The organism is Mycobacterium sp. M26 (assembly GCF_001494595.1).
In the GTDB taxonomy this organism is placed as follows: Bacteria; Actinomycetota; Actinomycetes; order Mycobacteriales; family Mycobacteriaceae; genus Mycobacterium.
The window spans coordinates 369,335-389,907 of the sequence record NZ_LN929907.1; the positions used below are offsets into that span (position 1 = coordinate 369,335).

Annotated in this window: 19 protein-coding genes; 9 read left to right on the top strand and 10 right to left on the bottom strand. The window is 67.5% G+C overall.

Annotated elements, in window-relative coordinates:
- Positions 1-6: 6 nt before the first annotated feature.
- The 3 genes from gnd to dnaA form a co-directional block, all read right to left on the bottom strand.
- Positions 7-927, bottom strand: a complete 921-nt coding sequence (gene gnd, locus BN3385_RS01845; RefSeq protein ID WP_502688048.1) for a phosphogluconate dehydrogenase (NAD(+)-dependent, decarboxylating) — start codon at positions 925-927, stop codon at positions 7-9.
- On the bottom strand, positions 924-2,117 hold the full coding sequence (gene dnaN / locus BN3385_RS01850) for a DNA polymerase III subunit beta (RefSeq protein WP_059014533.1): 1,194 nt from the start codon (positions 2,115-2,117) through the stop codon (positions 924-926). Before dnaN ends, gnd begins: the two co-directional genes overlap by 4 nt.
- Before the next feature lie 508 nt (positions 2,118-2,625).
- On the bottom strand, positions 2,626-4,131 hold the full coding sequence (dnaA, locus tag BN3385_RS01855; protein ID WP_059014535.1) for a chromosomal replication initiator protein DnaA: 1,506 nt from the start codon (positions 4,129-4,131) through the stop codon (positions 2,626-2,628).
- 561 nt (positions 4,132-4,692) lie between these two features.
- Here dnaA and rpmH point away from each other — a divergent pair.
- The 9 genes from rpmH to BN3385_RS01895 all read left to right on the top strand — a co-directional run bounded on the left by rpmH (position 4,693) and on the right by BN3385_RS01895 (position 10,789).
- Complete coding sequence (gene rpmH / locus BN3385_RS27415; protein WP_019735309.1) at positions 4,693-4,836, top strand: 50S ribosomal protein L34; 144 nt, start codon at positions 4,693-4,695, stop codon at positions 4,834-4,836.
- A gap of 18 nt (positions 4,837-4,854) precedes the next feature.
- Complete coding sequence (gene rnpA / locus BN3385_RS01860) at positions 4,855-5,205, top strand: ribonuclease P protein component (protein WP_059014537.1); 351 nt, start codon at positions 4,855-4,857, stop codon at positions 5,203-5,205.
- Complete coding sequence (gene yidD, locus BN3385_RS01865; RefSeq protein WP_059014539.1) at positions 5,202-5,510, top strand: membrane protein insertion efficiency factor YidD; 309 nt, start codon at positions 5,202-5,204, stop codon at positions 5,508-5,510. Before rnpA ends, yidD begins: the two co-directional genes overlap by 4 nt.
- Positions 5,503-6,582: a membrane protein insertase YidC gene (yidC, locus tag BN3385_RS01870; protein WP_059014541.1), complete on the top strand. Its 1,080-nt coding sequence runs from the start codon at positions 5,503-5,505 to the stop codon at positions 6,580-6,582. Before yidD ends, yidC begins: the two co-directional genes overlap by 8 nt.
- Positions 6,583-6,616: 34 nt before the next feature.
- Positions 6,617-7,153, top strand: coding sequence for a Jag family protein (locus BN3385_RS01875; RefSeq protein ID WP_059014542.1), 537 nt, complete (start codon positions 6,617-6,619; stop codon positions 7,151-7,153).
- Positions 7,154-7,197: 44 nt separating this feature from the next.
- On the top strand, positions 7,198-7,902 hold the full coding sequence (gene rsmG, locus BN3385_RS01880) for a 16S rRNA (guanine(527)-N(7))-methyltransferase RsmG (RefSeq protein WP_059014544.1): 705 nt from the start codon (positions 7,198-7,200) through the stop codon (positions 7,900-7,902).
- Positions 7,791-8,843, top strand: a complete 1,053-nt coding sequence (locus tag BN3385_RS01885; RefSeq protein ID WP_502688032.1) for a ParA family protein — start codon at positions 7,791-7,793, stop codon at positions 8,841-8,843. Before rsmG ends, BN3385_RS01885 begins: the two co-directional genes overlap by 112 nt.
- A complete protein-coding gene (locus BN3385_RS01890) occupies positions 8,840-9,814 on the top strand; it encodes a ParB/RepB/Spo0J family partition protein (protein ID WP_059014549.1) in 975 nt (324 codons plus the stop codon). Before BN3385_RS01885 ends, BN3385_RS01890 begins: the two co-directional genes overlap by 4 nt.
- Positions 9,815-10,042: 228 nt before the next feature.
- Complete coding sequence (locus tag BN3385_RS01895; protein ID WP_059014552.1) at positions 10,043-10,789, top strand: hypothetical protein; 747 nt, start codon at positions 10,043-10,045, stop codon at positions 10,787-10,789.
- Here BN3385_RS01895 and BN3385_RS01900 read toward each other — a convergent pair.
- The 7 genes from BN3385_RS01900 to BN3385_RS01930 form a co-directional block, all read right to left on the bottom strand.
- Positions 10,786-12,033 carry an N-acetylmuramoyl-L-alanine amidase gene (locus BN3385_RS01900; RefSeq protein ID WP_197415102.1) on the bottom strand — a complete coding sequence of 416 codons (1,248 nt, stop codon included), beginning with the start codon at positions 12,031-12,033 and terminating at the stop codon, positions 10,786-10,788. The genes BN3385_RS01895 and BN3385_RS01900 overlap by 4 nt on opposite strands.
- 135 nt (positions 12,034-12,168) lie before the next feature.
- Positions 12,169-12,501, bottom strand: a complete 333-nt coding sequence (gene trxA, locus BN3385_RS01905; protein WP_059014553.1) for a thioredoxin — start codon at positions 12,499-12,501, stop codon at positions 12,169-12,171.
- The gene (gene trxB / locus BN3385_RS01910; RefSeq protein ID WP_059014555.1) at positions 12,498-13,475 is read right to left on the bottom strand and encodes a thioredoxin-disulfide reductase; all 978 of its coding nucleotides are present in this window, start codon (positions 13,473-13,475) and stop codon (positions 12,498-12,500) included. Before trxB ends, trxA begins: the two co-directional genes overlap by 4 nt.
- A gap of 112 nt (positions 13,476-13,587) precedes the next feature.
- Positions 13,588-14,103, bottom strand: a complete 516-nt coding sequence (locus BN3385_RS01915) for an RsmA family anti-sigma factor (RefSeq protein WP_059014557.1) — start codon at positions 14,101-14,103, stop codon at positions 13,588-13,590.
- Positions 14,104-14,120: 17 nt separating this feature from the next.
- Positions 14,121-14,645, bottom strand: a complete 525-nt coding sequence (gene sigM, locus BN3385_RS01920; protein ID WP_059014559.1) for an RNA polymerase sigma factor SigM — start codon at positions 14,643-14,645, stop codon at positions 14,121-14,123.
- Positions 14,646-14,690: 45 nt separating this feature from the next.
- Complete coding sequence (murJ, locus tag BN3385_RS01925; RefSeq protein ID WP_059014561.1) at positions 14,691-18,239, bottom strand: murein biosynthesis integral membrane protein MurJ; 3,549 nt, start codon at positions 18,237-18,239, stop codon at positions 14,691-14,693.
- Complete coding sequence (locus BN3385_RS01930) at positions 18,236-20,572, bottom strand: DUF6049 family protein (RefSeq protein ID WP_059014564.1); 2,337 nt, start codon at positions 20,570-20,572, stop codon at positions 18,236-18,238. Before BN3385_RS01930 ends, murJ begins: the two co-directional genes overlap by 4 nt.
- Position 20,573 lies beyond the last annotated feature (1 nt).

Genomic DNA, 20,573 nt, shown 5'->3' on the forward strand with positions numbered 1-20,573 from the left:
GTGGTGCTAGCCCGACAGCGGAACCCGTTTGACAGCGTGGCCGCCGAACTGGTTGCGCAGTGCGGACACTGCCTTCATCGTGGGGGAGTCGTCCTGGCGAGACGCGAAGCGGGCGAACAGCGACGCCGCGATCACCGGCATCGGCACCCGGTGATGAATCGCTTCCTCGACGGTCCACCGGCCCTCACCGGAATCCTCGGTGTAGCCGGAGATATCGACGAAATTCGGATCTTCTTTGAGAGCCTTGGCCAGCAGCTGCTGGAGCCAGGACCGAACGACGGTGCCGTTGGTCCAGGCCTGGATGACCGCTTGGGTGTCTTTGATCAGCGGCTCGGCGGCCAGCAGTTCGTACCCCTCGGCGTAGGCCATCATCAAGCCGTACTCGATACCGTTGTGCACCATCTTGGCGTAGTGGCCTGCGCCGACCGGGCCGGCATGTACGAAACCGTCGGCCAGGGGGCCTTCCGGACGCAGCGTGTCGAAGATCGGCATCACCCGGGCCACATCCTCGTCACTGCCACCCACCATCAGGCCATAACCCTCGGTCAACCCCCACACACCACCGGAGACACCCGCGTCGACGAACGAAATTCCTTTTTTCCCAAGGAGTTCCGCATGCGGGCCGTCTTCGGTGTAGCGCGAGTTACCGCCGTCGACCACCAGGTCACCGGGGCTCAATACCTCGGCCAGTGACGTGATGGTCTCATCGGTGATGGGGCCAGAGGGGACCATCACCCACACGACGCGCGGCGCGGTCAGCGCCTCGGCCAGTGCCGCGAGGCTGGGCACATCGCTGACTTCGGGGCGTGGGTCGTATCCGATGACCTCATGCCCACCGTCACGCAGACGCTGGCGCATGTTGAAGCCCATTTTGCCGAGCCCGACCAAACCCAACTGCATGTGTGCCTCTTTCCTCGCCGCGGTCAGCCGGGCAGGCGCACCGGCATCAACAGATATACGTAGTCCGTCTGAATGGCGGGGAACGGTCCGTTGCCATCCAGGTGCTCATCATCGCCCGCCGGCCGCAGCACGGCAGGTCGGCTGGGTGTGGTGAAACCGAATGTCACACGATCGGAATGCAGCGAGCCGAGCCCGTCGGTCAGATAGGTGGGGTTGAAGGCGATCGTCAGCGGCTCACCGGCGAATTCCACCGGCAAATCCTCCTCGGCGCGACCGACATCGTCGGCACCCGCCGACAGATGCAGCACTCCATCGCTGAATTCCATCCGCACCTGAGCGCCGCGGTCGGCCACCAGCGCCACACGCTTGATGGCATCGGTGAGTTCGGCCACACCGATCGACGCGATGGCGGTGTGCTCGCTGGGCAGCAGCTGACGGAACTTGGGGAACTCGGCATCGAGCAGGCGGGTGGTGCTGCGCTTGCCGGCGCTGCGGATGCCGAGCAGACCTTCCTTGCCGACCGACGATCCGGCGCCGAGCGCCAGGTGAACTTCCGAACCGGAGGTTCCCGCTTTGGCCGCTTCGGCCAGCGTCTTGGCCGGGACCAGGACCGCGGCCTCCAGGCTGGGCGAGGATGTCGACCAGGTGAGCTCACGCACCGCGAGCCGGAACCGGTCGGTGGCAGCCAAAACGACTGTCTCACCGGAAATCTCCACCCGGATGCCGGTCAGCATCGGCAGGGTGTCGTCCTTACCGGCCGCGACGGCGACCTGGCCGATGGCTTCACCGAACACGTCGGCGGAGATCACACCGGTTTCCTCGGGCAGCGCGGGTAGGGCCGGGTAGTCCTCGACGGCCATGGTCGGCAGCGAGAATCGTGCGCTGCCGCAGGTCAGTGACACCCGGGTGCCTTCGACGGTGACGTCAACCGGCTTGGCCGGCAACGACTTGGTGATGTCAGACAGCAGCCTGCCGGATACCAAAACGCTTCCGGGAGAAGCGATTTCAGCCGGAACACGCACCTCGGCGGAGACTTCGTAATCGAATCCGGAGATGGTGAGCCCGTCCTCGGTGCCGGTCAGCAGCACACCGGCCAGGACCGGAACCGTCGGCCGCGTCGGCAGGTTACGAGCAACCCAGGCCACCGCCTCGGCGAAGTCTTCCCGCACCAGGCGGAACTTCAAGTCGGAGCCAACCGTCGTCGTCGCCACGTCCATAGTGTCCCTTCATCTGCCCAACAACCCCGACCAGCGCACACCCAGCGCCGACGGCGCCAGGCGAGCGTGATCTGTGAGCGACAGCCGCGGAACGGCAGTCAGAAGAACAACCGTAGAGCGTCGGACGCCATCTTGAAAGCTAATCGATCACGGTGACAAAACCGCTGTGAGTCACCTCGCGGCGGCTGTGCATGCGATCTTCCCCAGCCCCTTCTTTCAAGGAGAAATCTCAGAAGAGATATCGGCAACAGTAATAGGGGCTGTGCATCGTGTGGATCGAGGAGCCCAACGCCTGCTCGGATGTGATTCGGCGGTGTGGATGGATTGTGGATGGCTGGGGGCGCCGGGCCGGCCCGATGTGGAAGTCGCGGGGTTGTTCATCACCATCCCCGGTTCGGCGCGGTTGTTACCCGATGTTGTCCACAGCGGTGTGCACAAGAGCAGATGTGACGACTGTGACGGCTGCGTCCAAAGTTTTTTGGCCGCAACGACGGAATGACAGGGATTTTCAGCGCTTGGAGCGCTGGCGGATCCGAGTGGTGAGTTCCTTCACCGTGTCGAAGACCTCGCGGCGGTACGCCATCTCGTTGAGGATCTTCTTCTGCGCGTACATCACTGTGGTGTGGTCGCGGCCGAACGCCTGCCCGATCTTGGGCAGCGACAGGTCGGTCAGCTCCCGGCATAAGTACATGGCGATCTGACGCGATTGCGCCAGGGCGCGGGTCTTGCCGGGGCCGCGAAGCTCCTCGACCGTGGTGTCGAAGTACTCGGCGGTGGCCGCCATGATGGTCGCGGCGCTGATCTGCATGCTGCCGGCGGCATCGGCGATGAGATCACGCAGAACGATCTCTGCCAGCGCCTTGTCGATCGGGGTGCGGTTGAGTGAGGCGAACGCCGTCACCCGGATCAACGCACCTTCGAGTTCACGGATGTTGCGCTCGATACTGCTGGCGATCAGTTCCAGGACGTCATCGGGAACGTCGAGACGTTCCATCTGCGCTTTCTTGCGCAGGATGGCGATCCGGGTTTCCAACTCCGGCGGCTGCACATCGGTGATCAGGCCCCACTCGAACCGTGTCCGCAGCCGGTCCTCGAGGGTGGCCAGCTGTTTGGGCGGCCGGTCCGAGGAGATGACGATCTGCTTGTTCGCGTTGTGCAGGGTGTTGAAGGTATGGAAGAACTCCTCCTGGATACCTTCCTTGCCCTCGATGAACTGGATGTCGTCGACGAGCAGGACGTCGATGTCGCGATAGCTGCGCTTGAAGGCGACCTTGCGGTCGTCGCGCAGTGAGTTGATGAAGTCGTTAGTGAACTCTTCGGTGGAGACGTACTTCACCCGCATGCCGGGGAACAGCCGTTGGGCGTAGTTACCGGCGGCGTGCAACAGGTGGGTTTTGCCCAGACCTGACTCACCCCAGATGAACAACGGGTTGTAGGCCCGGGCAGGCGCCTCAGCAATCGCCAGAGCGGCAGCGTGAGCGAACCGATTCGATGCGCCGATGACGAAAGTGTCAAAGGTGTACCGGCGGTTGAGACTTGTCCCCGGAGTGTCCGCCGAGGTGTTGCTGCGCGGACGTTCGGTGAAGTAGGTCGGCCACGTCTCGTGGGCACTGGCCAGGGCCTCGCGATCCTCGTCGACCTCGTCCAGATCGGACTCCGCCGCCATCGGATCCGGCGGAATGACGTCGTCGTCCTGGTCTTCGGCCGGGGGAGCGATCCGAACGCCGAGTTCGACCCGCTGGCCCAGCCGGCGGCTCAAGGCCTCGACGATCTGGGTGCGCAGATGACGCTCGATCTCGTTCTGGACAAAGCTGCTCGGCACCGACAACAACGCGAAGCCCTCGACGATGGTCAGCGGCTGAACGAGCTTCAACCAGGCTCTTTGTTGCGGAGTCAGGGGAGAATCCGGGCCCGAACCGTTCGTGCCATGACCGTCACGCTCGCCGTCGCCGTTGAGTTCGGCGACGACGGAACTCCACACGGTGGCGAATGCAGAACCGGGATCATCGGTCAACGACAGATCCCCCTGGTCCGAGGTCGGGCAACAAATAAACGAGACGACGACAAACTGTCCACATAGTTATCCACAGGTGTGGACAGGACAGTCGTCCTCGCCTCGCAGCATATCGGCGGAAGGTATCGGGTCGGCGGGTAATCCGGTCAATCAGTGTTGTCTGGACTCCGACCGACGTCCCCTCCCGGTTGTAACTCCCACTGCCGCTTCGAATCTGAAACGGCTCTGGCAGAAGCTAACAGTTTTCCCGGCGGGTGCCAACCGTTCTGCAACATTACGATCACGCTGATTGTGACCCAGGTCGCTCTCGCGTGACAGTTGTGACGCCAGTAAATCTGTGCGTCGGGAGGCGGTACTGACAAGGCGGTTTGACCAGACGAAATGACGTCAGTACCCTCGAACAGTCGCCCGAACGTTGGCGATACGGCTGCGACCGAGTAATCGGTACCGCGCCGGTTTCGAGCGAGACCAGAGCTTATCAACGGCTGTCGCGTTCGTCCGGGTACACGAAGGGTGTGTTTCCCGGGCAGCGACCGCCATACGTAACGAGGAGAGACAGCCGTGGCCAAGGGCAAGCGGACCTTCCAGCCGAACAACCGGCGCCGGGCGCGCGTTCATGGTTTCCGGCTGCGCATGCGCACTCGCGCCGGGCGCGCCATCGTGTCCGGCCGGCGCCGCAAGGGTCGTCGTTCACTGACTGCCTGATCCACAGGATCACGCGGCGTGCTCCCGGCTCAGTTCCGGATGACACGGTCTGCGGAGTTCAGCGCCACGGTCAAGCACGGGGTGCGAGCGGTGCAGCCGGATCTTGTCGTGCACGCACGTCGGGACGACGACGGCGGACCTCGGATCGGTCTGGTGGTTTCGAAGTCAGTGGGCTCCGCGGTGCAGCGTCATCGAGTGTCCCGTCGCCTCCGTCATGTGGCGCGCACCGTGATCCCGGAACTGCATCCTGGCGATCGGCTCGTCATCCGCGCCCTGCCCAGCAGCCGGACCGCGATTTCGGCTCGTCTCGAGCAGCAGTTGCGCAGCGGACTTCAGCGCACAAACAAACTGATGGAGAAGAACCGGTGAGCACGCAGAGCTCGCTTACCCGCCTCAGGGCGGTCCCGGTGCGCGGCCTGATCTTCCTCATCGAGTTGTACCGGCACACCATCTCGCCGTTGCGGTTACCGACCTGCCGGTTCACCCCGACCTGTAGCCAGTACGCCGTTGATGCCCTTACTGAGTATGGGTTGGTCAAGGGCAGTTGGCTGACCGTCATCCGGCTGGGGAAGTGTGGTCCCTGGCATCGGGGAGGATGGGATCCAATCCCCGAGCGGCAACCGCAGCCGGCCCACACCTGCGTGGAACACGAAGCCAGGAGCACACATGTTTAATTGGTTCAGCCTCGACTTCGTCTACTACCCGGTCTCCGGGATCATGTGGCTCTGGTACAAGCTGTTCGCCTTCATCCTGGGCCCCACCAACTTCTTCGCCTGGGCGCTGTCGGTGATGTTCCTCGTGTTCACCCTGCGCGCGCTGCTCTACAAGCCGTTCGTCCGCCAGATCCGCACCACCCGCCAGATGCAGGAATTGCAGCCCCAGATCAAGGCACTGCAGAAGAAGTACGGCAAGGACCGCCAGCGGATGGCGCTGGAGATGCAGAAGCTGCAGCGCGAGCACGGCTTCAACCCGATCCTCGGCTGCCTGCCGATGCTCGCGCAGATCCCGGTGTTCCTCGGTCTGTATCACGTGCTGATGTCCTTCAACCGCACCCAGACCGGCATCGGCCGGCTGGGTCTGTCGGTGGAAGAGAACCGCAGTCTGCCCAACTACGTCTTCAGTGCGACCGACGTCAGCCACTTCCTGGACGCCAACCTGTTCGGTGCGCCGCTGGGCGCGACCATGATCCAGCAGCACGGTCTGGAAGCCTTCACCGAATTCAACCGCGCGGCGGTGATCGCCGTCGGTATCCCGCTGATGATCGCTGCGGGCATCGCGACCTACTTCAACAGTCGCGCCTCGGTGGCCCGCCAGAGTCCGGAAGCCGCCGCCAACCCGCAGACCGCGATGATGAACAAGCTCGCGCTCTACGTCTTCCCGCTGGGCGTCGTCGTCGGCGGTCCGTTCCTGCCGATCGCCATCATCATCTACTGGGTGTCCAACAACATCTGGACCTTCGGCCAGCAGCACTACGTCTTCGGCCGGATCGAGAAAGAAGAAGAGGCCAAGAAGGAAGAGGCTCTGGCGCGGCGCGCGGCCAACGCTCCGGCGCCCGGCGCCAAGCCCACCAAGCCCAAGAAGGGTGGCGCCGCGACGACCAATGGCACCAGCGGCACCAGCGGCGAGACGGAGGACTCCGTGCCCGCCGAGGCCGAGGTGACTGACGGCGACACGGACACCGACGCCGCGACCAAGCCAGGCTCCACGCCACGGCCCGGTGCGCGGCCCAAGAAGAAGAGACGTTGACCGGATTCAATTCCGGCGAAAGAGGGAGAGAGACATGACGGAAGCAGACACCACTGAGCTGACCGAAGCCCCCGAGGCCGAAGCCCGCGCGACGAAGTCCGAGGATCTGGAAGAGCGCTTGGTCGCCGAAGGCGAGATCGCCGGCGACTATCTCGAGGAGCTGCTGGACCTGCTCGACTTCGACGGTGACATCGATCTGGATGTTGAAGGCAACCGTGCCGTGGTGAGCATCGACGGTGGCGACGACCTGAGCAAGCTCGTCGGCCGCAAGGGCGAGGTCCTCGATGCTTTGCAGGAACTGACCCGGCTCGCGGTGCACCAGAAGACCGGTGAGCGCAGCCGCCTGATGCTCGACATCGCCAACTGGCGCCGGCGTCGCCGCGAAGAGCTGACCGCTCTGGGCGACAAGGTTGCCCGCCGGGTGGCGGAGAACGGCGGCCGCGAGGAGCTTGCGCCGATGACGCCGTTCGAGCGCAAGATCGTCCACGATGCCGTGGCGGCGGTGGATGGCGTGCACAGCGAGAGCGAGGGCGTCGAGCCGTCGCGCCGCGTCGTCGTGCTGAAGGACTGAAGTTACATCGATGTAGTTCATCGCCGGGCCCGGCGAACGGGAGGATGTTTCACGTGAAACATACGGGCGCTCCGCCGCCCCCGGCCGCGGCCGCGGAGGTCTTCGGTCTCCGGCTGAACCTCGCAGAGCGGTACGCGAATCTTCTCACCGGCCCGGGTGTGGAGCGCGGTCTGATCGGTCCTCGGGAGGTCGACCGGATCTGGGACCGCCACATCCTCAATAGCGCTGCTGTCGCTGAACTGATCGAGCCGGATGCCCGCGTCGCCGATATCGGCAGCGGGGCCGGCCTACCGGGTCTTCCCATTGCGATCGCGCGGCCCGACCTTCGGGTCGCGTTGATCGAGCCGATGCTGCGGCGCACCGAGTTCCTCAGCGAAGTGGTCTCCGAGCTCGGTCTCGCCACCGAGGTGGTCCGCGGCCGCGCCGAGGAGCCGGGCGTGCGCGCGACCGTCGGCGGGGCCGATGTCGTGGTGTCCCGTGCGGTGGCATCGCTCGACAAGTTGATCCGTTGGAGCTTCCCGCTACTGCGTCCCGGTGGCCAGATGATGGCGATGAAGGGGGAGCGGGCCGAGGAGGAAGTGCTCGAGGCCGAGCGTGCGATGGCGTCGTTAGGCGCAACTGATGTCAGGGTGGTGAGATGTGGCGTGAGCTATTCGAGTCCGCCCGTCACCGTGGTGATCGCGGTGCGGGGGGAGCGGACACCGGACCGAAAGCGGCCGACGCGAGCGGCGGAGAGAAGAAGGCGATGACAGTGCCCCCGAACGAGCGTCCGGGAAATGTTTCACGTGAAACATGGAAACCGGGCGACGAGTTCGATACCCCGATTGGCGCCGCGGCAGAGCGTGCGATGAAGGTGCTGCACACCGCAGCAGGCCGACTTCCGCGACCCAAGCGCCGCCGCGTCTTCACGGTCGCCAACCAGAAGGGCGGAGTCGGTAAGACGACGACGGCGGTCAATCTTGCCGCCGCGCTCGCTGTCCAGGGGTTGAAGACACTCGTCATCGATCTCGATCCGCAGGGCAATGCGAGCACGGCGCTCGGTATCGCCGAGCGCCGATCCGGGACGCCGTCGTCCTACGAGGTACTCCTCGGGGAGATCCCGTTGCAGGCCGCGATCCGGCAGAGTCCGCACAGCGACCGGCTGTTCTGCGTACCGGCCACCATCGACCTGGCCGGCGCTGAGATCGAACTCGTCAGCATGGTCGCCCGGGAGAACCGCCTGCGCACCGCGCTGGCCGCCCTGGACGACTCCGACTTCGACTACGTCTTCATCGATTGCCCGCCGTCGCTGGGCCTGCTGACGATCAACGCTCTGGTTGCCGCACCCGAGGTGCTGATCCCGATCCAGTGCGAGTACTACGCCCTCGAAGGCGTGTCACAGCTGATGAACAACATCGAGATGGTGCGCGCTCATCTGAACCCGAAACTCCGGGTGTCCACCGTCGTGCTGACCATGTACGACGGCCGCACCAAACTGGCCGACCAGGTGGCCAGTGAGGTCCGTCGATTTTTCGGAGACAAGGTCCTGCGGACCGTCATCCCGCGTAGCGTCAAGGTCTCGGAGGCCCCGGGCTACAGCATGACGATCATTGATTACGATCCCGGTTCACGGGGCGCCATGAGCTATCTCGATGCCAGTCGAGAACTCGCGACCCGGGGCACCGACACATCAGTGGAGGCACAGGCATGACGCAGCCGTCGCGGCGCAAGGGCGGCCTCGGCCGCGGATTGGCATCCCTGATCCCGACCAGCCCTGCTGACGGCGGTCCACGGATGGGAGATGCGGCAGCCGACGCGGTGTTCGGGTCCGCACCCACCGTGGCCGACACCGACAACGTCGGTGCGGTGTACCGCGAGATCGATCCGTCGACCATCGAGCCCAACCCGCGCCAGCCGCGCCAGGTGTTCGACGAGGAGGCTCTGGCCGAACTCGTCCACTCCATTCGTGAGTTCGGTTTGATGCAGCCGATCGTGGTCCGCGAGGTGCCGCGCACGGAGCCCGGGTCAGCACCGCGCTACCAATTGGTGATGGGGGAGCGGCGCTGGCGCGCAGCCCAAGAGGTTGGCCTGACGACTATCCCGGCGATCGTGCGCGAGACTGCCGAGGACAACCTCCTGCGCGACGCTCTGCTGGAGAACATCCACCGGGCACAGCTCAACCCCTTGGAAGAGGCGGCCGCGTATCAGCAACTGCTGGAAGAGTTCGACGTCACCCACGACGAACTTGCGGCTCGCATCGGTCGCTCACGACCCGTCATCAGCAACATGATCCGTCTGCTCCGGCTGCCGATCGCGGTCCAGCGCCGGGTGGCTGCCGGGGTGCTCTCGGCCGGCCATGCCCGGGCACTGCTGGCGCTGGAGGCCGGTCCGGAAGCGCAGGAGGAGCTGGCCGCGCGCATCGTGGCCGAGGGTCTCTCGGTGCGGGCCACCGAGGAGGCTGTCACTTTGGCCAACCGGGCCGACACCAAGACGCCGCCGGCGCCGCGGCGCAAGCCGATTCAGATGCCGGGGTTGCAGGATGTTGCCGAACGGCTGTCGGGCACCTTCGATACCCGGGTCACGGTGAGCCTCGGCAAGCGCAAGGGCAAGATCGTCGTCGAGTTCGGCTCGGTGGAGGACTTGCAGCGCATTGTCGGGATGATGGACCCCTCTGCAGGCTGAAAATCCAGGTACGACGACACCGGGCAGTTACGTCACAGTGACACCAACACTTCCTAGCCTTCGCTAGAGCCACGACCGACAGGGGAAATCAACAGTGCTGCAAAACTTTTCGCTGCCGTATGTGGCCGCCGAAAGTTGCCAGCCCAGCACTGGCCGCGGTCGGCCCGTCTCTCCTATTCTGGAAGGGCCGTCGTGCGTCACGACGCCGCGTGAGAGCCGGGGAGTCCAGTGACCGTTCGCATCAAGCCGCTGCGACTCGACGGTTTCGAGCAGCTTCCCAAGCACGCCCGCCGCTGTGTGTTCTGGGAAGTCGATCCGGCCGCCGTCCAAGGCGGTGACTACCTTCCCGATCCGGAGTTCGAGAAGGAAGCGTGGCTGTCGATGGTCATGCTCGAGTGGGGATCCTGCGGTCAGGTCGCAGCGAAGGCGCCTGCCGAGGGAGCCGAGTCCGAGGACGACGAACCCTGCCTCGGTTACATCCTCTACGCCCCCCCGCGAGCGGTGCCCCGTGCGCAGCGCTTCCCGACCGGGCCGGTGAGCGCCGACGCCGTACTGCTCACCTCCCTGGGTACCGAGCCGGGACAGGCCGAGGAGTTGCCGCACTCGTTGATCAGTCAGGTGGTCAGTGAACTGGTGCGCCGCGGTGTGCGCGCCCTGGAAGCATTCGGCCGCACCACCGATGCCGCCGAGTTGCTTGAGCTCGACCCCGACGTCATTGAGCCCGAACTGCGCGCCGCGGTCGAGGCGTTGGGGGACTGTTCATTCGAGCAGTGCATGATGCCGGCCGACCTCTTGATCGACGCGGGGTTCACCGTCGTCTCGCCGCACCGCTACTTTCCGCGGCTGCGCCTGGAACTCGACAAGGGTCTGGGGTGGAAGGCCGAGGTGGAAGCCGCGCTCAAGCAACTCCTCGAGAGTGCGCAGCTGCAGCAGCCGGTGGGAGCCGGCGCCGAGGTGCGAAGCCAGGTGCCTTAGAGGGCCGGGCGGGCCTGCTCGACGGCGCGCTCGTGGGCGAGTAGTTCGGCGAAGGTGAAGGTACCCGTCGGCCGGTCGTTCTTGCCGAGCAGATACAGCCGCTTCACTGCGGCCAGGATGCCTTCGGCGATGGAATCGCGGGTCTGCGGGGTGACCAGCATGCCCCGGTCGCGCGGATTGGTGATGTAGCCGACGTCGACCTGCACGGTCGGCATCCGGGTCAGCCGCAGCAGATCCCAGGTGCGCCCGTGGGTACGGCAATCACGTAAGCCGGTGCGCGCCACCACTTCTCGCTGAATGAAGTCGGCGAGGTTGCGGCCGATCGTCGATACCGAGCCGTGTGAGCTGCCGAAGTAGAACGACGCCACGCCATTGGGCGACGGGCTGGCCTGGGTCTCACACCGCAGGCTGATCATCAGATCGGCGCCCACCGTGTTGGCGGTCGCGGCGCGCTCACCATCCGACGGGCTATGGTTGGCCGGCCGGGACAGGAAGGTGTCCATCCCGATGGCGGTCATCCGGCCTTCGAGCCGACTTGCCAAGTCCCACAAGATGTCTGCTTCGCTGATCGGCCCATCCGGACCGTTGGTGATCAGCCCGTGGTCACTGCCGCCGCGGCCCGGATCGATGATGATCCGCTTGCCCGACAGGCGCGGCCCGGACCGGCGGACCAGTTCCTCCTCGCGGATCGCGTGCAGCGAACCACCCGTGACGCGGGAACCGAGAAAGTACAAGGAGCGCAACGTTTCTGGGCCGCAGATGCCGTCGGCGGACAGTCCGTACTCGCGCTGATACGACATCAGCGCGTTGTGGGTCTGCAAACCGAAGTAGCCGTCGACCAGCGCGGTGTAGAAGCCGAGGTCCTGCAGCCGGGACTGCAGAGTCGCCACGTCGTCGCCGTACATCGGCGCACCGAACTGGTGCAGCAGGGTGCGGGCGCCGAGGCGGTAGGAGGCCTCTTTGAGCGCCCGGTAGGTGGCCTCGCCGACGATGCCGTCGACGATCAGACCCCGACGCTGCTGAAACGCGCGTACTGCGTCATCGAGATCGGCGTCGAAGAGGTCGGCGGCAACGTGCCGTCCGGTGGTGAGGTTCTCGTCCGGGTTTTCCAGCAGTCCCAGGGCGGCGAGGGCAGCTCTGATCTCGACGACCGCGGTATTGCGGTCTCCGCGGCGCAGCACGTCACCCGGGCCGGCACGGTGCCAGGAGGCATCGTCTCCGGCGCCGTGGTCCAGACTCGACATACCGCGGCCCTTCGGTCACCGTGGTCAGCATCAGCGCGCTGACAATTGCAGATCAGGCTAAGCAGCATTCTCGCAGAAGCCGGGTCCAATTCGGAAAACGGCAGGCGAGGCCGCCCGTAACAGATTCGTCTCGACCTACACGAGGTCGGCGATCTCCCGGAGCAGGGCAGCCTTGCCCTTGGCCCCGACGATCCGCTTCACCGGCTCGCCGTCCTTGAACAGGATCAGGGTCGGAATCGAGACCACCTGGAAGTCGCGCGCGGTCGCCGGGTTGGCGTCGACGTCGAGCTTGGCGACGGTCAGCGACCCCGCCTTCTCGGTGGCGATCTCCTCGAGGACCGGGGCGACCATCCGGCACGGTCCGCACCAGGTGGCCCAAAAGTCAACCAGCACAGGCGTACTGCTGCTCAGCACATCCTCGGCGAACGAGTCGTCGGAGACGGTGACGGTGTTGTGGTCGTCGCTCATCGTTGTGCCCCAATCATCGTGTCGGTGCTACTGGATTCGTGTGCCTCGGCCAGCCAGCGTTCGGCGTCGATCGCGGCCGAACAGCCGCTCCCGGCGGCGGTGATGGCCTGGCGGTAGGTGCGGTCCACCAGGTCGCCGGCGGCGAAGACGCCGTCCAGCGTGGTGGCGGTGGTGCGGCCCTGAACCAGGACGTAGCCCTCCGGGTCGACGTCGACGGCGTCGCGTACCAGTTCCGAACGCGGATCGTGGCCGATGGCGACGAACACGCCGGTCACCGGCAGGGTGGACTCCTCGCCGGTGATGACGTTGCGGACCTTCAGGCCGCTGACGGTGGTGTCACCTTCGACGGCCAGTACGGCGGTGTTGGTCAGGAAGGTGATCTTCTCGTTCTCCCGGGCGCGCTCCAGCATGATCTTGGATGCCCGGAATTCGTCGCGACGATGCACCAGGGTGACGCTGCGCGCGAAACGGGTGAGGAAGGTGGCCTCTTCCATGGCCGAGTCGCCGCCGCCGATCACGGCGATGTCCTGGTCCTTGAAGAAGAAGCCGTCACAGGTGGCGCAGGCGCTCACGCCGCGGCCGAGCAGCTCCTGCTCGCCGGGCACACCCAGGTAGCGGGCGGCGGCGCCCATCGCCAGGATGACGGCGCGGGCGAGGTGCTTCTCACCGTCGGAGGTCACGACCTCCTTGATCGGGCCGTCCAGGGACACCGCCTCGACGTCCTCCATCCGGAGGTCGGCGCCGAAGCGCAGGGCCTGCTCCCGCATCTCGTCCATCAGTTCCGGACCGGTGATCCCGGCCCGGAAGCCGGGGAAGTTCTCCACCTCGGTGGTGGTCATCAGTGCGCCGCCGAAGGAGGTCCCTTCGAAGACCAAGGGCTTGAGCTGGGCGCGCGCGGTGTAGATCGCTGCGGTGTAGCCAGCGGGGCCTGATCCGATGACGATGACGTCATGCACGGTAGGGGTGGCGGTCATTCCAGCCTTTCTGCTCCGGTCCCGGTCGTCGCGGGCGGGGTGGCCTGCGCGTCGGGACGTCCAGGGCACCTGGTCAAACAACAGGGTAGGCCGGGGTGTTCCCGGGCGTGAACTATGGGCGGCGCACGGTCGTGTCGGCGACCAGCCCGGTGGTCACCGAACTGCATGTCGGTGCCACGGCCAGTGCCACCAGCTCCTCGGGGCGGTCGCCGGGCAGCACCAGCAGAATCGTTGGCTTGCCGTCGATCTGCAAGGGTTCAGCCCCCAGAATCTGCTGCGTGCTGGGGTAACCGAGGCCGGTCAGACAGGATGCCCGTTTGCTCTCGTCGGCTAGCGGCCCGAAGTCGGGGCTGCGGCCGACCAAGGCTACCAGGTCGCGTGACGTCAGCGGCACCGTCGGGGTGACGGTGATCATGTTCGCACTCGTCAGGGCACTGGGAGCGGTGTCATCCGAGCGTAGCAGCGCGGTCGTGCCGACCCCGGCGGCGGCCAGCACGGCGGCCGCGCCGATCACTGCGGCCACCAGCCGGCGGTACTGCCCGGTCGGCCGGGCCGCGTGGGCGGCCGGGCGGGCTGAGCCGTCGCCGGGAGCCACGGTGTGCGCGGCGTCGGCGTGATCGGGCTCCACCCGACCAGTGTGCCGTCTCAGGGTTCGAGCAGAACCGCCAGCCGGGCCCGGGCCCGGGCGCATCGGCTCTTGACGGTGCCCTCGGCGACCCCGAGCAGCGCGGCGGCGTCGGCCACCGAGTAGCCCTGCATGTCGACGGCCAGCACCGCCGCACGCTGCTCCGTCGGTAGTCGCATCAGCGCCCGGCGCACAGTGATCGCGGTGTCGACCTGTCCGGTGCGATCCCCGACCGACCCGCACACCTCGTCGCTGGCCACAGCGGTCGGCCGAATCCGGCGCATCCGGTCCAGGCAGGCGTTGACGACGATGCGGTGCAACCAGCTGCCGACGGCAGCGTCGTGCCGGAACGACGCCGCCCCGCGGTGGGCGGCCAGCAGCGCATCCTGCAGGGCGTCGTCGGCGTCTTCGGCACAGCGTGTCGTCGAGCGGGCCAACCGGTACAGCCGAGGGTGGTGGCGGCCGACCAGCTCGGCGAAGGCGTAGCGATCACCGGCGACGTGGGCGGCCAGCAGGTCGGCGTCGGTGCGGGGAAAGCTGGTCACGGCCGGACGGTATGGCCGCCCGGCCGGCGGTGCACTTCACCCCTGTTAGGAAGCGGCCTTCACGCTCAGCTGGGAGATCTCGGTGCGGTTCTCGCCGTTGGTGGTGCCCATCGTGGAAATCCACACCAGCAGGTACGAGGTGGGCGAGGAGGCGTTGACCTCGATGGTGTTGGAACCGGTCTTCAACGTCGTGGCCGGGACGAGCACGGTGGTGTCGTCCAGGCTGGCCGGGTTGGCGGTCGAGGCCGAGCGGATCTGCACCTGGGTCCCGGTGCTGGGCACGGTCAGCGACACGCTGGCGACCTTCGTCGGCTCCGGCAGTTGCAGCAGCAGGCCGACGCCGTTCTTGAAGTTCGGGAACGGCACCGGGTCGGTGTAGGTGTCGGTGGCCCAGCCTGAACCGGGACCACCGGTCAGTGCCAGCCCGGCCTTGTCAGGGTTGTCGGCGCCACCGGCCGGCGAGAACACCGTCGCCTTGATGGACTTCACGGCGTCACCCGAGGCGGTGGCGCTCTCCGACGTCGACGGGTTCAGGCCGAGCTGATCACCCTTGAGGCCGCCGCCGACGTCACCGAAGATGCTGCTGAGCACCGAGGCCAGCACGATCAGGGCGATCACCAGCACACCGGCGCCGATACCCACCCCGATGAGCAGGTTGCGCTTGCGCCGCGCCGCGGCCTCGGCGTCGTCTTCGGTGTCCGGGCGGGCCGCCGTGGTGGGGCCGCCGACCGGTTCGATGAGCTCGGTGCGGTCAGCCACCGCGGTGGCCTGCTGCAGCAGATTCAAAAGCGTTGGTGCACTGCGGATTCCGCCGCCCACCTGGACCGAGCGGGCAGCCGCCGCGGAGATCTGGAACGGGATGTCCCGGTCGATCGCGCGCGGCTCGAGCGCTTCACCGGCGGGGTCGGTCTCGGCCGGAGCCAGACCACTGGGGGTGCCGGATTCCGGCAGCGGCCACCGGTCGACGAGCAGTGCATACAACGCCGCACCGATGCCGCGGATGTCGTCCTCCGGGGTGGCACCGGGCATCGTCGCGGGGAATGCCAGCGCGACGTCGCCCTCGATGCTGACCCGCACCCGGCTGGGGTGGTCGATGGACAGCGCCACCCCGGCTTCGTGGGCGGCACCGGCGGCCGCGGCCAGGGACTGCACGGCCCGCGCTCCGCCGATGGGGGACGGTGAGGTGTCGGCGACCTCTTTGAGGGAGCCGCCGCGGATCCACTCCGCGACGACCAGCCCGCCCGAACCGGTGTTAGCCACGTCGAGCACGCGGGCCACGCCGGCCCGCTCGATGCGGCTGAGCTTGAGGGTGCGCGCCAGGATCTCCTGCACCTGTTCGGGCGGCAGGGTCCGGTCGGGGTCGACGAACGTCAGCGCCACCTGACGGTCCAGCGCGGTGTCCAGGGCCTGCCAGAACTGCAGCCCGGGCGGGCCGCCGTGGGACACCAGCAGGCGGTAGCGTCCGCCGGCGACGCTCGCGCCAGGAATCAGCGGGGTGTCGTCGTCGACGCCGGAGGGCTCCATCGCGGGCTCGCGGGGGGCGTCGAACGCGATCGGTTCGCGGCTGGGATCACCGGCGAAGTCGGCGTTCGGCGGCTTGGGCCCGACCGTCGGCGCGACGGTGCCGACCTGGATGTCCGAGGGGACATCGGGCTGGAAATCGTCGGCGGCCTGACGCGGAATCTTCGTGGTGGCATCACCCGGAGTACCGGTGGGAGGCGTGCCCGAAGGTTCGTCGCTCACCATCGGTCCTTTCCCCGTCCCTGCTCCGGCAACCGGTGCCGGAGTTTCGTACCGGAGGGGGGCGCGGCCCGCTCCTGACGAATTGCTGTGCTCAGGGTACGTGACGTGGGGATTCGCGGGGGCCGGGTCCACGGTTGCCGTTGGAGTCGCGGCTACCGGTGGGGTCCGGGTGATCCGGCGCTTGACCGCCGCCCAGCCGGCGACCGCGTCGGGCACCCGGGCGGCGATCATGACGGCCGCCACGATCGGCAGCATGATCACGCCGAGCACGGCCAGGCGCAGCAGCGAGCCTGCACCGCCGCCGTGCACGGTCAGGGCCTGCAGCCCGAGCAGTCGGTCCACGACATAGCCGACCATCCCGGCCAGCAGCGAGGCGGCGGTGGTGACCAGGATCGTGCGAATGACCTCAAGGTCCAGCAGCCTGCCGCGCGGCGGGTTCAGCGACCGGCGCAGCAGCACGTAACCCAGTGCGGCACCGGCCACAAAACCAAGCCCGTTGGCTGCACCCAGGTAGCCGGCCACCAGTTCGCGGTCGTCGGTCAGGTGTGGTGCCACCAGCGAGGCGGCGATCTTGACCGCGGTGATCACCACGATGATCAGGATCGGTGTCCACGGCTGCTCGCGGGCGTAGAAGACCCGCAGCTGCAGCAGCACCAGCGCGTAGGGGATGAGCGTAAACGACGACAGCGTGATCGCCATGCCGAGGTAGTTCGCGTCGACCTCACCGAACTTGCCGTAGGCGAACAGCGCGCTGCCCATCGCCGGTCCGCCGACGGTCATGAACGCGACGATCGGGATCAGCGTGACCATGGTCAGCCGGGTGGCCAGCGACAGGTCGGCGAGCACGGCGGGAATGTCGTCGGCCGCCGCATTGCGGCTCAACCGGGGCATCACCACGGTCAGCACCGTCACGCCGATCATGCCGAACGGCAGCATCAGCACCAGCCAGGTGTAGTTGTAGATCGCCGGCCCGGATGCCGCTGCGGTACTGGCGATCTGGTTGCCCACCACCAGGCCGACCTGACTGATCAGGACGTAGAGCACCATGGCGGCCGCCATGGTGCCGAACTTCTTGAGCCGATCGTCGATACCCCACAGCGGGCGCAGGCTGATCCGTTCGGCACGGATCGCGACCAGCAGCACCGCGGTCTGTGCGAACACCCCGAGCGTGGTGCCGACACCGAGCACCAGCAGCTTGGCGTTGCCCATCTCGACCGGGTCCACCGACAGCGGCCCCGGCACGATCAGGTACAACCCGAGTGTGGCGATGGCCACCACGTTGTTCACCACCGGCGCCCAGGCAGGTGGCCCAAACACGTTGCGGTTGTTCAGGATTGCCATGAACACCGAGGACAATCCGTAGAAGATCACCTGCGGCAGAAGGAGATAGGCGAACGCGGTGGTCAGCGGCTGGTTGACCTGCGGATCGCGACCGAGCATCAACCGCACCAGCAGCGGGGCGGCGGCCACCGAGATGATCGTGGCCACCAGCAGCAGCGTGGTGGCCAGCGTGACCAGCCGTCGCACAAACGCTTCGCCGCCGTCGGGATCGTCGCGCTCGGCGCGGGCCAGCACCGGCACGAAGATTGCGGTGAAGGTGGCCTCGAGGACCAGCGCCGCAATCAGGTTCGGCAGCTGGTTGGCCACCGTGAACGCACTGGAGAGGGCGGCGCCGAGGATGGCCGCCAGCAGCACGATCCGGATGAACCCGGTGATCCGGCTGATCAGGGTGGCGAAGGCCATCCCCCATGACCGCGACACCACGGCGGCGTCGGACAACTCGGCGCGTACCGCGCGGGTGCCCGGGCCGGGCGAGACGTAGGGGACCGGCTTGCGCGACGGCGGCGTCATGCGTCTGCGCCCGGAGTGCTGGGCCGGCGGGGCCGGTCGAGGTCGGCGGGGTCGGGCTGGCCGCGGAACCGGTGGTAGAGCCGGCGGCCGACGAGCAGGGCCAGCACCGCGCCACCGGCCAGCGTGATGGCGAACAGCACCTTGCCGTAGGCGTTGGAGTGCACCGACAACCGGACCGGCTCACCGAGGGCCAGGCCGTCCGGGGTGCGCAGTGTGACGTCCACGGCAACCCGCTGGGTGAAGTGCACCTCGATCGGGATGCGCAGCGGCAGGTAGCCGGGCGGCACCTCCTGTTCCCCGATATCGGTGACGGTCATCCCCGGCGGGGCGTCGACCTGCAGCCGTACCCGGATCGGCACCGCCAGATCGTTGCGCACCGCCAGTGGTAGCGGGCTGTGCTCGGTGGCCAGGGTGTAGGACCCGCCCGGGTTGACGATGGTGACGGCGCGGAAGAAGTCGTCGATGGTCCGGCCCACCACGGCCAGCCGCTGACGGGCCAGATCGTTGCGGGTCTGCGGCGGCTCGGTCTGGCTCAGCGCGCGCAGCATGTCCTCGCGCAGCGGGGCGGTGTACTGCGGGCCGGTCAGTCCGGTGCGCGGGTCCGTGGTCAAGGACGCCGTCAGGCCCCACAACCGGCCGACCTGACCGGCGATGGTGGAGACCACGTCGTCGTCGAACCGGCCCCGGGTGTCGTCGGAGGCGACCGGGGCGGGGTTCTCGGCGGGCGGTAGCCCGGCGGACTCACTGATCACCGCCGGCAGCGGGCGGGGGATCGCCAGCCCGGACCGGATGGTGGTGGCCAGGGCGGTCAGCATCGCCTGGGCGTCGTCGGGTTGCGGACTCCACTTCAGCGGCGGCAGCAGGATCTGGGTGCGCGGTTCGGCGGACGGCTGCAGCGCCCGCCACAGCATCGAGGCGAGGGCGTCCTGGCGGCGTGCCACTGTCGAATCGTGGTCGAGCGGAACCGACAGCGAGGAGTCGACGTAGGTCGGCAGGTCCGGATCGGTGCCCACCCCGGCCAGTGCGGCGCCGACGGCGGGGTCGAACGGTGCCACCACCACCTGTGGGGAGAGCCGCTGCGCGGCGACGTCGGCGATCATCGGCTCACCGGTGGCGGAATCCTGCGCGGTGATGGTGGCCGCGGCGATCGCCACGGTCGGTCCCTGACCGTTGAGGAGGTCGACCGCCGGGGCGGTCAGCGGGCCGTCCCCGAGGACGGTGGCGCCGCGGGTCGAGGTGACCCCGAGGATCTGGTCGACGATGTCACCGGCGTTCGTGGTGGCTGCTGCCTGCAGACCGGTGTCGCCCACCCGCTTGAGCGCGGCGAGGTCGGCCTGCGCATACGGGGTGGCCGTCACACACATCCGCTTGGCCAGCCCGCGCAGTTTGTCCAGCCACGCCACCGCGGCGGGCTGCCCGGTGCCGGGGTGCGATGCAGTACCCAGCCCGTCGGGGGCGTCGGCCACCACGTAGCCGGCGGTCATCGCGTTGACCGTCACGAGTAGGTCGGGATCGACGGCCAGGCACAGCGCCCGGCCGGTCTGCCCGTCGGGATCGACCGCCGGGCTGGTGGCGAATTCGGCGGCCGTCAGCAGGGTGTCGAGCCGGCCGCCCGCGGCCAGCGACACCGCCAGATCGTCGTTCATCAATCGCACCGGGGTGGTGCCGCCCGGGACGCCGGGCGCCAGCCGCGGCTTGTCGGCCAGCGGCCAGAGCATCGTCACCGCAACGGGTTTGGTGGTGTCGGGTGGGACGACATCGGCCAGCGCGTCACCGCCGGCGGTAGCCGGGTCGGGTGGTACGCCGAGCACCGGCAGCAGGAAGCGGGCGTCGTCGAGGCGGGCCGGCTCACCGAAGTCGGGGGTGCCATTGACGTTGACCAGCAGCGGGTACACCCCGGGTTGGTCGATGCCCAGCGTCGGCACCTGCCCGCCGCGGATCGGGTAGGTGAAGGTGAACCCGACGGCCTGGCCGCGCTGGATCTCCGGGGCGACGGTGGTGAATTCGCCGACGGGCTGGTACTGGTCGGTGCTGCCGTCCAGGCTGGTGCGCAGCGCCGACGACGAGGTGACCGCGGCGGCGTGCTCGAGGCGGGCGACGACATCGCGCACCGGGCGGTCGCCGACATTGGTGATGGTTCCGGTGACGGTGAAACTCGGCTCGCTGGTGGTGGTCACCAGGTCCGGTGTCACGGTGTCGATACGGACCCGCAGAAACGGTGTCGAGCCGGGCTCGCCCGCGGCGGACGGGGCGACGGCGTGGGGCAGGACGACAAGGGCGAGCACCACCAGCGCCGCCAGCAGCCGCAGCACGCCGGCCACCCGGGCGGGCATG

Excerpts from the sequence above, each read along its gene's own strand:
- dnaN (WP_059014533.1), bottom strand. The coding sequence starts at position 2,117 with ATGGACGTGGCGACGACGACGGTTGGCTCCGACTTGAAGTTCCGCCTG.
- yidC (WP_059014541.1), top strand. The coding sequence starts at position 5,503 with ATGTTTAATTGGTTCAGCCTCGACTTCGTCTACTACCCGGTCTCCGGG.
- BN3385_RS01875 (WP_059014542.1), top strand. The coding sequence starts at position 6,617 with ATGACGGAAGCAGACACCACTGAGCTGACCGAAGCCCCCGAGGCCGAA.
- rsmG (WP_059014544.1), top strand. The coding sequence starts at position 7,198 with ATGTTTCACGTGAAACATACGGGCGCTCCGCCGCCCCCGGCCGCGGCC.
- BN3385_RS01885 (WP_502688032.1), top strand. The coding sequence starts at position 7,791 with ATGTGGCGTGAGCTATTCGAGTCCGCCCGTCACCGTGGTGATCGCGGT.
- BN3385_RS01890 (WP_059014549.1), top strand. The coding sequence starts at position 8,840 with ATGACGCAGCCGTCGCGGCGCAAGGGCGGCCTCGGCCGCGGATTGGCA.
- BN3385_RS01900 (WP_197415102.1), bottom strand. The coding sequence starts at position 12,033 with ATGTCGAGTCTGGACCACGGCGCCGGAGACGATGCCTCCTGGCACCGT.
- trxA (WP_059014553.1), bottom strand. The coding sequence starts at position 12,501 with ATGAGCGACGACCACAACACCGTCACCGTCTCCGACGACTCGTTCGCC.
- trxB (WP_059014555.1), bottom strand. The coding sequence starts at position 13,475 with ATGACCGCCACCCCTACCGTGCATGACGTCATCGTCATCGGATCAGGC.
- murJ (WP_059014561.1), bottom strand. The coding sequence starts at position 18,239 with ATGACGCCGCCGTCGCGCAAGCCGGTCCCCTACGTCTCGCCCGGCCCG.
- BN3385_RS01930 (WP_059014564.1), bottom strand. The coding sequence starts at position 20,572 with ATGCCCGCCCGGGTGGCCGGCGTGCTGCGGCTGCTGGCGGCGCTGGTG.